11 protein-coding genes are annotated in these 12619 nt (G+C 68.5%); 9 read left to right on the top strand and 2 right to left on the bottom strand.

All coding sequences use genetic code 11. The annotated features are described in order from the left end of the window. Positions 1–181 precede the first annotated feature (181 nt). Positions 182–547: an MGMT family protein gene (locus AC1C2T_RS18250; protein ID WP_495386231.1), complete on the bottom strand. Its 366-nt coding sequence runs from the start codon at positions 545–547 to the stop codon at positions 182–184. A gap of 25 nt (positions 548–572) precedes the next feature. Next, a complete protein-coding gene (locus tag AC1C2T_RS18245; protein WP_495362897.1) occupies positions 573–1025 on the bottom strand; it encodes a GNAT family N-acetyltransferase in 453 nt (150 codons plus the stop codon). Between the two features lie 340 nt (positions 1026–1365). Here AC1C2T_RS18245 and AC1C2T_RS18240 point away from each other — a divergent pair, with 340 nt between their 5' ends. The 9 genes from AC1C2T_RS18240 (at position 1366) to AC1C2T_RS18200 (ending at position 12594) form a co-directional block, all read left to right on the top strand. Then, positions 1366–2583 carry an NADP-dependent isocitrate dehydrogenase gene (locus tag AC1C2T_RS18240; RefSeq protein WP_495362896.1) on the top strand — a complete coding sequence of 406 codons (1218 nt, stop codon included), beginning with the start codon at positions 1366–1368 and terminating at the stop codon, positions 2581–2583. Positions 2584–2770: 187 nt separating this feature from the next. Next, positions 2771–4627 (top strand): heavy metal translocating P-type ATPase, encoded by a 1857-nt coding sequence (locus AC1C2T_RS18235; RefSeq protein ID WP_495386230.1) that lies wholly within the window; start codon positions 2771–2773, stop codon positions 4625–4627. Between the two features lie 138 nt (positions 4628–4765). Continuing rightward, positions 4766–5938 (top strand): ROK family transcriptional regulator, encoded by a 1173-nt coding sequence (locus AC1C2T_RS18230; protein WP_495386361.1) that lies wholly within the window; start codon positions 4766–4768, stop codon positions 5936–5938. 69 nt (positions 5939–6007) lie between these two features. Continuing rightward, the gene (locus tag AC1C2T_RS18225; RefSeq protein ID WP_495362893.1) at positions 6008–7252 is read left to right on the top strand and encodes an extracellular solute-binding protein; all 1245 of its coding nucleotides are present in this window, start codon (positions 6008–6010) and stop codon (positions 7250–7252) included. A 150-nt stretch (positions 7253–7402) separates the two neighbouring features. Continuing rightward, positions 7403–8392, top strand: a complete 990-nt coding sequence (locus tag AC1C2T_RS18220; protein WP_495362892.1) for a carbohydrate ABC transporter permease — start codon at positions 7403–7405, stop codon at positions 8390–8392. Positions 8393–8463: 71 nt separating this feature from the next. Next, entirely contained in the window at positions 8464–9348 is an 885-nt protein-coding gene (locus AC1C2T_RS18215; RefSeq protein ID WP_495363111.1) for a carbohydrate ABC transporter permease, read from the top strand. Next, positions 9345–10880: a glycoside hydrolase family 3 protein gene (locus tag AC1C2T_RS18210; protein ID WP_495386229.1), complete on the top strand. Its 1536-nt coding sequence runs from the start codon at positions 9345–9347 to the stop codon at positions 10878–10880. Before AC1C2T_RS18215 ends, AC1C2T_RS18210 begins: the two co-directional genes overlap by 4 nt. Then, entirely contained in the window at positions 10877–11830 is a 954-nt protein-coding gene (locus AC1C2T_RS18205; protein WP_495386228.1) for an ROK family protein, read from the top strand. The genes AC1C2T_RS18210 and AC1C2T_RS18205 overlap by 4 nt, the downstream gene beginning before the upstream one ends. Further along, complete coding sequence (locus AC1C2T_RS18200) at positions 11809–12594, top strand: glucosamine-6-phosphate deaminase (RefSeq protein WP_495362889.1); 786 nt, start codon at positions 11809–11811, stop codon at positions 12592–12594. Before AC1C2T_RS18205 ends, AC1C2T_RS18200 begins: the two co-directional genes overlap by 22 nt. Positions 12595–12619: the final 25 nt, after the last annotated feature.

Below are 12619 nucleotides of genomic sequence, written 5' to 3'. Positions count from 1 at the left end.
GGCTTCGCGGGTTGAGGAGTGAGCGAAGCGAGCGTCTCGAGGCTTCGCGGGTTGAGGAGCGAGCGAAGCGAGCGTCTCGAAACCTGCTTGCCCGTACATGGGGTTTCGAGACGGCGCTGGCGCGCCTCCTCAACCCGCAGAGTGGCGGGCGCTGGCGCGCCTCCTCAACCCGCAAGGATGTTCAGGCCCGCCAACGGCACGCGGTGAGGTCGATGCGGTAGCCGTCGTCGTCGGCCGTCGTGCGCAGCGGCGTGCCCTCGGCGTCGTAGTGCACGCGCGCCCGCTCTGCGTGGCCTGCCGGCGGCCGGCCGCCGGCGCGCACGACCCGCCACCACGGGACATCCGCTCCATGCCTGGCCATCACCTGTCCGACGGCGCGAGCGCCGCGGGAGCCGAGCAATGCGGCGATGTCGCCGTAGGTCGCCACTTGCCCCGAAGGGATGTCGGCGACCACGACGAGTACGGCCTCGACGAACCCTTCGACAGGCTCAGGGCGGCGCCCTTCGACAGGCTCAGGGCGGCGCCCGTCGATGTGCTGCTGCGGCATCCGCTGGGCCTGATCGGTGCTCGCGTCAGAGCTCGAGCGCACCGATGACGTCACCGTACGCGGTCTCACCGATGTCGGTGAAGCCGATTCGGTGGAAGAACGCTTCAGGCCCCTCTTCGCCCGGCTCCCACAGCACCGTGATGCGGTCGAAGCCGCGGCGCTTCGCCTCTTCGGCGAGCGCCGTCGCGAGGAATCGGCCGACGCCCTTGCCCTGCACCTCGGCGTCGACGTTGATGCGCCAGATGCACGCGCGGAACTCCTCGTGCTCGTTCTCGGGGTCGAAGTTGCCGTGGATGAACCCGACGACCCGGTCTTCGAGCAGTGCGACACGCTGCCACGCGGTGGCGGGATCGATGACCGACGACTCGGCTGAGTAGGTGACCGGGGCGATGAACTGTTCCTGGCCGGGCTTGAGTGACAGCGAGTTCGCCGCAACAATGTTCGACGCCGACAGGTCTTCCAGTCTCAGCTCAGCCATGCAGCCAAGGCTAACCCGTGCGAGCTCCGCGTCGGTAGCCGAGACGACACAAAGGCCATCGGCCGGTGTCGACGACACCCCGCGCACTCGGCGGGCAGCTCCAGCGCGCCATGATCGACGAACTGCTCACGGCCATTCGCGACAAGGCCGATATCTGACCGATCGAGCGGCGCAGTGTCGTCGCGACCGAGCGGATGCCGCGGCATCCGCTCGCCTCGATGTCGAGCCGAAATATCTCTCGATGTGGAGATAATCAGGCGACGCGGTAAGCTGGCGGACGGCGTGTCCGACCGCCCCGAAGCTTCCCGTTTCCCCCACCAGAATCAAGGAGACATCCACTTTGTCGAAGATCAAGGTTGCAGGCACCGTCGTCGAGCTCGACGGCGACGAGATGACGCGCATCATCTGGCAGGCCATCAAAGACACGCTGATCCACCCGTACCTCGATGTGAACCTCGAGTACTACGACCTCTCGATCCAGAAGCGCGACGAGACCGACGACCAGATCACGGTCGATGCGGCCCACGCTATCCAGAAGCACGGCGTCGGCGTCAAATGCGCGACGATCACGCCCGACGAGGCGCGCGTCGAGGAGTTCGGCCTGAAGAAGATGTGGAAGTCGCCGAACGGCACGATCCGCAACATCCTCGGCGGCGTCATCTTCCGTGAGCCGATCATCATCTCGAACATCCCGCGCCTCGTGCCGGGCTGGAACAAGCCGATCATCATCGGCCGTCACGCCTTCGGCGACCAGTACCGCGCCACCGACTTCCTCTTCAAGGGAGAGGGCACCCTCTCGGTCTCGTTCACCCCGAAAGACGGTGGCGAGCCGCAGCAGTTCGAGGTCTACCAGTCCCCGGGCGACGGCATCGCGCAGGTGCAGTACAACCTCGACGCGTCGATCCGCGACTTCGCCCGCGCTTCGCTGAACTACGGCCTGAACCGCAACTACCCCGTGTACCTCTCGACGAAGAACACGATCCTGAAGGCGTACGACGGCCGCTTCAAGGACATCTTCCAGGAGATCTTCGAGACCGAGTTCAAGGCGCAGTTCGACGCCGCCGGCCTCACCTACGAGCACCGCCTCATCGACGACATGGTCGCTTCGGCCATGAAGTGGGAGGGCGGCTACGTCTGGGCGTGCAAGAACTACGACGGCGACGTGCAGTCCGACACCGTGGCCCAGGGCTTCGGCTCGCTCGGCCTCATGACCTCGGTGCTCGCCACTCCCGACGGCAAGGTCGTCGAGGCCGAAGCGGCGCACGGCACCGTCACGCGTCACTACCGCCAGCACCAGGCCGGCAATCCCACCTCGACGAACCCGATCGCCTCGATCTTCGCCTGGACGCGCGGCCTCGCGCACCGCGGCAAGCTCGACGGCAACCAGGAGCTCATCGACTTCGCCGCGACCCTCGAAGACGTCGTCATCACGACCGTCGAGTCGGGCGCCATGACGAAAGACCTCGCGGCCCTCGTCGGCCCCGAGCAGGGCTACCAGACGACCGAGGAGTTCCTCGCGACACTGGCCGACAACCTGAAGGCGCGCATCGCCGCGTAGTCGAAACGCCTCGTGACGGGGGTCGGATGCCGCGGCATCCGACCCCCGTTCGCGTTTCCGCCCCCTCTCCACCACGTTTCTCAGGACCACCCCCTCGAATCCGGGCCCTTTTCAGGAGGAATCGCCCCAATCCGACCCGTGCGCCCGAAAAACTCCTGAAAAGAGTGCGGCACGGGAGGATGGGGGCATGGCACGTATCCTGAAGCTCGCCCGCCAGTACTGGGCCGTCACGCTCACGATCGGCATCGGTCTGCTCGGCGTCGTGCTCGCCCTCACCGGCGCAGGTGCCGCCGTGCAGTGGATCTTCAGTGTGTACGCCCTCGGTGTGGCGGCCTGGCAGGCCGTCGGCATGGTGCGCGACATCCTGCGCGGGCACTGGGGCCTCGACATCCTCGCGGTCACCGCGATCGTCGCGACGGTGCTCGTCGGCGAGTACGTCGCCGCCCTCGTGGTGGTGCTCATGCTCACGGGCGGCGCGGCTCTCGAGGACTACGCGAACCGCCGCGCCAAGCGCGAGCTCGACGCCTTGCTGACCCGTTCGCCTCAACATGCGCACCGCATGGAGGGCGACGCGATCGTCGACGTGCCCGCCGGCCAGGTTCAGGTCGGCGACGTGCTGCTCGTGCGACCGAGCGAGATCGTGCCGGTCGACGCGAACCTCCGCTCTGCGGAGACGACGATGGACGAATCGTCGATCACCGGGGAGTCGGTCCCGGTCGAGAAGCACGCCGGCGACCTCGTGCTGAGCGGGTCGGTGAACGGCCAGGTTGCGGTCGAGGTGGTCGCCGCGGCGTCCGCAGCCGACAGCCAGTACCAGCAGATCATGGCCCTGGTCACGGCCGCGGCCGCATCGAAGGCGCCGGTCGTGCGGCTCGCCGATCGTTACGCCGTGCCGTTCACGGTGTTCTCGCTCGCGCTCGCCGCGGTCGCGTGGTGGGCGTCGGGCGACCCGGTGCGCTTCGCGGAGGTGCTCGTGCTCGCCACCCCGTGCCCGTTGCTCATCGCCGCGCCGGTGGCATTCATCGGCGGCATGAGCCGCGCGGCGAGGAACGGCGTGATCGTGAAGGGCGGGGGAGTGCTCGAGCAGCTCGCAGCGGCGAAGACGGCCGTGTTCGACAAGACCGGCACGCTCACCCACGGTTCGCCGACACTCGTCGCGATCCGGCCGGCGAACGGCTTCGGCGACGACGAACTGCTCGGCGCGGTGGCTTCGGCGGAGCAGTATTCGTCGCACGTGCTCGCGACGTCGATGATCCAGGCGGCGAAGGATCGCGGGTTGGCCCTGGCAGAAGCCGAGGGGGCGCGCGAAGCCGCGACGAACGGCGTGACCGCGAAGGTCGGCGGGCGCGAGGTCGTCGTCGGCAAGTTCGCCTTCGTACGCGAGCACGCGCCGGATGCGGAGCGCACCGAGATCGCGCCGGGAGAACTCGCGGTCTACGTCGCGATCGACGGTCGCTTCGGCGGGGCGCTGCTCGCGAGCGACCGGCTGCGCGAGAACGCGAAGGCCACGCTGGCGCGCCTGGACGAACTCGGCGTGCACCGCGTCATGATGCTCACGGGCGACGCGAAGGCGACGGCCGATCACGTCGCCGCCGAACTCGGCATCACTCGCGTGCGGGCGGATTGCCTTCCTGCCGACAAGGTGCACGAGGTCGCGGCGGTCGCGGATCGGCCGGTGATCATGGTCGGCGACGGTGTCAACGATGCGCCAGTACTCGCGGCCGCCGATGTCGGTATCGCGATGGGGGCGAAGGGCGCGACGGCGGCGAGTGAGTCGGCGTCTGCGGTGATCCTCGTCGATGACATCTCGCTCACGGCCAAGGCGGTCGAGATCGGCCGAGACACCGTTCGCATCGCACTGCAGAGCATCTGGATCGGCATCATCGTGAGCGTCGGGCTCATGTTCGTCGCCGCGTTCGGGGTGATCCCGGCTGTCCTCGGTGCGGTGCTGCAGGAAGTGGTCGATCTCGTGACGATCCTCGCGGCGCTCCGCGCGATCGGCGGGCGGCTCGATGCGAAAGCGGGACTGGTCACAACTCGATAACGTCGGGGAGAAGTGGTTGCAAACACTTGCGGGTTGGTTTGTTCGTAAGGTTTACTAACAAACGTGACTGCAACGGATGCGCAGCGAGGCCCGGTCACAACGGTGCCGACGCCCCCCACCTCCCCGGTGGCGCCCGAGCTGCTCATCGCACCCAACCCGGGCATTCCCGCCTTCACCCGTTCGCGCGCACTCCGTCCCACCGGCAAGGTCCTGCCCGAGCACGCCCGCACCCACAATCGTGCACTCGTGCTGCAGACCCTCTATTCGGCCGGCGCGCAGAGCCGGGCGGATGTCGCGCGCGAGACCGGGCTCACCCGGGTCACGATCTCCGACCTCGTCGCCGCCCTCATCGCCGAGGGGCTCGTCGTCGAGCTGGGCCAACGCGAAGACGCACGACCGGGCAAGCCGGCGACCCTCATCGACATCGACCGCGATGCGTTCCACATCATCGGCGTCGATCTCTCGGAGCACGAGGTGTTCCGCGGCGCCGTCGTCGGCCTCGACGGCCAGATCGTCGTCCGCGACGAGATCGCGCGAGGCGGTGCGACCGGCGAAGCGGCCATACTCCTCGTCGAGCGACTCGTCGCGAGCCTCACCGAGCGCACTACGACGCCGGTGCTCGGCGTCGGCGTCGGCTCACCCGGCGTCGTCGACCAGCACGGCGTGGTCAGGTCGGCGCCCAACCTCGGCTGGACCGACGTCGCGCTGCAAGATCGACTCGCCGCCCTGTTCGCCCTGCCCGTGTACGTCGCCAACGACGCGAACGTCGGCGTCCTCGCCGAACACGGCTCGTCCCACCTCGACGACCTGTTGCTGATCAAGATCGGGCACGGTGTCGGCGCCGGCCTCATCATCGGCGGCCGACCCGTCATCGGCGGCGGTTTCGCGGCCGGCGAGATCGGCCACGTGGTCGTCGGCACCGACGGCGGCCCGCACTGCGCATGCGGCAGAGACGGATGCCTCGAAGCGTGGCTCGCCGTGCCGCGGCTGACCGCCCAGCTCGCCGAGCTCTCCGGCGACGAGGTCGCCGTGGCATCCGCACGCGATGATATTCTTCGCGAGGCCGGCCGCCGACTCGGCATCGTGCTCGCACCGGTCGTCGGTGCGCTCAACCTGTCGGAGGTCGTGCTCAGCGGCCCCGCCCAACTGCTCGTCGGCGCCTTTCATGAGGCGACCGTCGAAACACTCCGGAAGCGGACGATGGCGGAATTCAACCGTGATCTGAGGCTCCGGATGTCCGAGCAGGCGGAGGACATCGTCCTTCGCGGCGCGGCCGTCATGGTCCTCTCCGGACAACTCGGAGTCTCGTGAGGGACTCCACGCACCAAGGGTGACAGCGAACCCCCGCTGCCTCCCCATCCCCATGAAAGGAAACGACAAATGAGGAAACTCGGCATTGTGGCGCTCGGCGCTGCTGCTGCCCTGACCCTCGCCGGTTGCAGCGCCGGTGGTGGCAACGAGTCGGCCGACAGTGGCAAGATCACCGTCTGGGTCGTCGGCACCGACACTCCCGACACAGCCCGCGAATACCTCAAGGACACCTTCGAGGCGGAGAACGACGGTTGGACCCTCACGGTCGAGGAGAAGACCTGGGCCGACGTGAGTGACACCTACGCGGCGGCACTGCAGTCGAACGACTCGCCCGACGTCGTCGAGGTCGGCAACACCCAGACCGCGAGCTTCGCGGACCAGGGACTGTTCCTGCCGCTCACCGACTTCCCGGCCGATGACTACCTGCCCGGTCTCGTCGAGTCCGCCACGTACGACGGCGAGCTCTACGCAGCGCCGTACTACGCGGGCGGTCGTATCGTGTTCTACAGCGAGCAGATCCTCGGCGCCACACCGGTTCCGACGACACTCGACGAGTACGTCGCTACCGGCAAGGCGCTGAAGACCGACACCCGTTCGGGTATCTGGGCTCCGGGCCGCGACTGGTACAACGCCCTTCCCTACGTCTGGGCGCACGACGGCTTCATCGCCGAGCAGGACGGCGACGAGTGGAAGGCCGGCTTCTCGAGCGAAGGCGGCATCGAGGGCCTGACCCAGCTGCAGGACGTGTACGTGAACGCGTCCAACGCGGCGAAGGACGGCGACGAGACCGACCCGCAGGTGCCGTTCTGCGCCGGTGAGATCGCGCTGCTCTCCGCTCCCGCGTGGGTGCAGTGGTCGATCACGGCTCCGGCCGACGCCGAGGCGCCGGGTTGTGCCGACACCTACGGTTCCGACCTGCGTGCGTTCCCGCTGCCCGGCCTCGAGGCCGGGGAGACCGCGCCGATCTTCGCCGGAGGCTCGAACATCGCCGTCGCGACGAAGAGCGCCAACCCCGAGCAGGCTCGTGCCGCGCTCGACATCATGGCTGGCGAGGACTACCAGATTCTGCTCGCCGAAGGCGGCCTCACGCCGGGCTTCACGGCAGCTGCTGCATCGCTGCCCGACACGGAGATCGCCAAGGCCCAGGCCGTCGCGCTCGCCAACTCGAAGGTGACCCCGACCACTCCGAAGTGGGCCGAGGTCGAAGCTGCGCAGATCATCCAGGAGGCGCTCGTGAAGATCGCCCAGGGCGGGGACGTGGCGACCATCGCGGCCGACCTCGACGCGCAGATCGAGGACATCCTCAACAGCTAGCCTGTCGAGCCCCTGCGCGGGGGGCGGAGTCCCACACAGCTCCGCCCCCCGCTCCACGACATCCTCGGGCCCGCCGTCGCCGTCGCCGCCGCGCCCGAGACGTACCATCAGTCAAATCGCGATCCCCCGCGACACATCCGAGGAGCAGCCATGAGCGCAACCCTCACCGAGCCTGACGCAGCGCCGCGCACGCCGAAGTCCAGACCTCCCCAATCACCGCGTAACTCCGCGGGCGATCGTCCCCGTAAGAAGCCGCTGCCCTGGGCGCCATGGCTGCTGCTCGCCCCCAGCATCCTCCTGCTCGGCGTCATGGTCCTCTACCCGACCATCGTGATGTTCGTCAACTCCTTCACGGACCTGCAGATCAAGAACAAGATGCTCGGCACCTCGCCGAACTTCGTGGGCTTCGACAACTACATCGAGGTCTTCACCGAGTCCGACTTCCCGGCAGTGCTCGCCCGCAGCCTCGGGCTCATGGTCGTACTCACGGCACTCATCGTCGTGATCGGCATGGTCATCGCCCTCCTCATGACGAAACTGTCGAAGCGCTGGCGCCTCGCGGTGTCGATCGGCCTGATGCTCGCGTGGGCGATGCCTCCGCTCTCGGCCACCGTCGTCTTCGGTTGGATCTTCGATACCGATTACGGTCTCGTGAACTGGGCGCTCAACACCATCACGGACACGCAGGACTTCCGCGGCCACTCCTGGCTCATCGACCCGTGGTCCTTCATGATGGTGCTCGTCATCATCGTCGTCTGGCAGAGCGTCCCCTTCGCCGCGGTCACCTTCTACGCCGGTCTCGGCCAGGTGCCCGAAGAGGTGCTCGAGGCCTCATCGCTCGACGGGGCGAGCCCCTGGCAGCGGTTCCGGCTCATCACCATGCCGTACATGCGGGGTGTCTTGACCGCCGTACTGGTGCTCGAGACCATCTGGAACCTTCGAATCTTCACCCAGGTGTATGCGCTGCAGCAGCAGGGAGGGCTCGCGAGCGAGACCAACATCCTGCCCACCTATCTGTTCCGGCAGGGCCTCGGCGAGTTCGGCGTGACCGCTGCGATCGGCGTGTTCATGGTCATCCTGCTCATGGCCATCTCCTACTTCAACGTCCGTTCCTCCCTGAAGGATGAGGCAGAGCTGTGACCGTCAGCCCAGGAATCCAGATCGCCGAGAGCCCCGACTCGGTCACGACGTCCACGCGTACCGCTTCCACGATCGGCGATGGCGGCCGACTCGGCCGACGCGCTGGCCGAACCAAGGGGATCGCCGGGCGGTTCGGGCTCAACGTCTTCGCGCTCATCGTGATCGTCTGCTCGGTCTTCCCGGTCTACTGGATGGTGAACATGTCGTTCACCCCGCCGAACCAGATCATCAGCCGCAACCCGAGCTTTCTGCCGTTCGACTTCACGCTGAAGAACTACGTGACGGCATGGACCCGCGAAGCGGCACCCGGTCAGACCGACTTTCCGCACGCACTCGTCTCGAGCCTCACCGTGGGCCTCGCCGTCGTGGTGGTCGGCGCGCTGATCGCGTTCCTCGCCTCGATCGCGATCGCCCGCTTCGCCTTCCGAGGCCGCGTCGTCTTCATCGTGAGCGTGCTCGTCGTGCAGATGGTGCCGGGCGAGGCGATGATGTTCACGATCTACAACATGATCGACGACTGGCGCCTCATCAACACCCTCCTCGGGCTGTTCGTCGTGCACCTCGCCGCGGTGGTGCCGTTCACGATCTGGACGCTGCGTGGCTTCGTCAGGGGTGTGCCGGCCGAGCTCGAAGAGGCGGCCCAGATCGACGGGTGTTCGAAGGCGCAGGCGTTCTGGAAGGTGACCTTCCCGCTGCTCGCACCGGGTCTCGTCGCCACCGGTATCTTCGCGTTCATCCAGAGCTGGAACGAGTTCCTGATGGCCCTCCTCCTGCTCAAGGGCTACAACCTCACCCTCCCGCCCTGGCTGAACTCCTTCCAGTCGGCGACCGAAGCGACGAACTGGGGCGCCGTCATGGCAGGGTCCACGCTCATCGCCCTGCCCGTCGTCATCTTCTTCCTGTTCGTGCAGGGTCGAATGGTCGGCGGTCTCGTGAGCGGAGCAGTCAAGGGATGACCGGCATCGACTCGACCGGCGCGGGCATTGCCCTCCGCCGGGACATCCTCACGACCCTGCTGCCGGGCTTCGACGGCCCGACCGCACCCGAATGGGTACTCGAGCTGCTCCGCGGCGGGCTCGGCGGGCTCTGCCTGTTCGGGTCGAACGTCGAATCGCCCGAGCAACTGCGCAGCCTGAACGCGTCGCTGCGCCAGGCGAACCCTCTCGCTGTGATCGCGATCGACGAGGAGGGCGGCGACGTCACGCGGCTCTTCCACGACCGAGGCGCGCCGTTCCCCGGCAACGCCGTGCTCGGCCGCATCGACGACCTCGATCTCACCGCACGCGTCGCGCGGGCCGTGGGCGAAGCGCTCGCGGCGACCGGGTGCACCGTGACGTTCGCGCCCGACGTCGACGTGAACGCGAACCCCGACAACCCCGTGATCGGGGTGCGGAGCTTCGGCGCCGACCCCGAGCTCGTGGCGAGGCACTCCTCGGCCTGGGTCACGGCGCTGCAGCAGACGGGCGTCGCTGCCAGCGCGAAGCACTTCCCGGGCCATGGCGACACCGCGACGGACTCGCACCTCGCCCTGCCTGTCGTCGACGTGCCGCTCGAGACGCTCCGCGAGCGCGAGCTCGTGCCGTTCCGCGCGGCGATCGCAGCCGGTTCCCGCACGATCATGACCTCGCACATCCTCATTCCGCAGCTCGACGCGGAGAACCCGGCCACCCTCTCCCCGCAGATTCTGAACGACCTGCTCCGCGGGGAGCTGGGGTTCGACGGCGTCATCGTCACCGACGCCCTCGACATGAAGGGGGCGAGCGGCGTTCACGGCATACCCGAAGCTGCAGTACGCGCCCTCGCCGCCGGTTGCGATCTGCTCTGCATCGGCTCCGACAACACGGCCGCGCAGATCGCCGAGATCGTCGAGGCCGTCGAGGCCGCGGTCGAGTCCCGCCGGCTTCCGGTCGAACGCATTCGCGAATCGGCCGCACGGGTCCGCGTCCTCGCGGCCGAGGCCGCGCCCGTTCCCGACGGGCCCGCCGTGTCGGCGTCGATCGAGCCGCCGCACGACCTGAAAGAGATCGGCCGCGTCATCGCCGCGTTCGAGGTGTCGGATGCCGCGCGTGCACGCCTCGCGCAGGCGCCGCGCATCGGCACCGTCGTGCGCATCGACACGGTCGCGAACATCGCCGTGGGCGTGGCCCCGTGGGGCCCGTTCGCCGCAGAGGACGTCAGCGCGCACCCGTCATGGCTCGGCGACACCGAGGTCATCACCGTCTCGGAGCAGGAGCACCTCGCAGACGCGTCCGCGCTGGCGGGAACGGTGCTCGTGGTGGGCAAGAACCTGCACCGGCATCCGTTCGCCCGAACCGCGATCGATGCGCTGCGAGCCGTGCGCGACGACGTGGTGACGATCGACATGGGTTGGCCCTCGAACGATCGGGCGTATGCCGACGTCTCGACGTTCGGCGCCTCGCGACTCGTCGGCGAAGCGGTCATCGAGTTCGTCGACGACGCGCTCAGTGCCGCGGTGGCCGCGCCGTGAGGCTCGGCATCGACATCGGCGGCACCAAGACGGCCGCGGTGGCGATCGGTGCCGACGGAGAGTTGAGCGACCAGGCGCGGATGCCCACGGGCTTCGGCGCCGAGGCGGTCGTCGCCACCGCGATCCGCATGGTCGAGCGCATGACCGAGCTCGCAGGTGTCGACGCTTCGGCATTCACGTCGATCGGCGTCGGCATCCCCGGCGCGGTCGACAGCGACACCGGTCGGGTGGAGCACGCTGTGAACCTCGGGCTCGAGGGGCTCGACCTCGGCCGGCGCCTGGCCGATCGACTCGGAGTCGAGGTGCGCATCGAGAACGACGTGAAGGCGGCCGCGGTCGGCGCGCACCATCTGCTCGGCGTAGCCGACGGCCCCTTCGGCAGGCTCAGGGAGCGCCGGGTGACGTCGATGGCGTACCTGAACCTCGGTACGGGCCTCTCGGCGGGAGTGCTCCTCGACGGGCGCCTGATGCGCGGTGGGCACGGCGTCGCCGGCGAGATCGGGCACGTCCCGGTCGACCCCGCCGGCGTGGTGTGCGGGTGTGGACAGCGCGGATGCCTCGAGACGATCGCTTCCGGACTCGCGATCGCACGCACGTGGCCGACCGCGTCGGAGCACCCCGCGCGAGAGCTCTTCGACGCGGCGGAGGCCGGCGACGAACGGGCGCTCGCCGTGCAAGAGCAGTTCTTGACCGGGGTTGCAGCGGCGGTGCGCCTGCTCGCGCTGACCGTCGACGTCGATGCCGTGGTGATCGGTGGGGGGCTCGCCGCGCTCGGTGAGCCGCTCGTCGCCGGCACACGCCGTATCCTGAATCAGTGGGCGGCCGAGTCGGCCTTCCTCGCATCGATCGACCTCGCGGCTCGCGTGCAGGTCATCCCACTCGGATTCCCCGCGGCCGCTGTCGGCGCCGCCCTCGTAGGAGAACACCAATGGCTGAAATCGTCATCGTAGAGAACGAGGACGCCGCCGGCGCCCTCGTCGCCGACACGATCGTCTCGCTCATCCGCTCGAAGCCCGATGTCGTGCTCGGTCTCGCGACCGGTTCCACGCCGCTCGCGAGTTACCGCGCACTCGCCCGCCGCATCGCCGCCGACTCGATCGACGTGCGCGGCGTGCGCGGCTTCGCGCTCGACGAGTACGTGGGGCTGCCCGCGGGACACCCCGAGAGCTATCGAGCCGTGATCACGCGCGAAGTGGTCGAACCGCTCGGGCTGACTCCCGAGCTCGTGCGGGTGCCCAACGGCGACCCGGCGACGATCGAGCACGCGGGCGCCGACTACGAGCGGGCGATCAAGGCGGCCGGTGGGGTCGACCTGCAGATCCTCGGCATCGGGCGCACCGGGCACATCGGCTTCAACGAGCCCGGCTCCTCGCTCGCGTCGCACGCTCGGGTGAAGACGCTGACCGCGGCCACTCGTCTCGACAATGCCCGCTTCTTCGATTCTCCCGACGACGTGCCGATGCACTGCATCACGCAGGGCATCGGAACGATCCTCCGTGCTCGGCATCTCGTGCTGCTCGCGTTCGGCGAGGCGAAGGCGCACGCGGTCGCGGCGGCCGTCGAGGGGGCGGTGTCGGCCAGTCAGCCGGGTTCGGCTATCCAGTTGCACCCGCACACGACGGTCGTCGTCGACGAGGCCGCGGCTTCCGGGCTCGCGAACCTCGACTACTACCGGCACGCATGGGCGAACAAGCCGGCCTGGCAAGGCATCTGAACCGCGCGGGCGGTTGACTCGCACG

This window comes from Agromyces sp. Y558, assembly GCF_059445415.1.
Note: the sequence above shows the minus strand (reverse complement) of the source record. Positions and strands in the feature narration are given on the sequence as shown.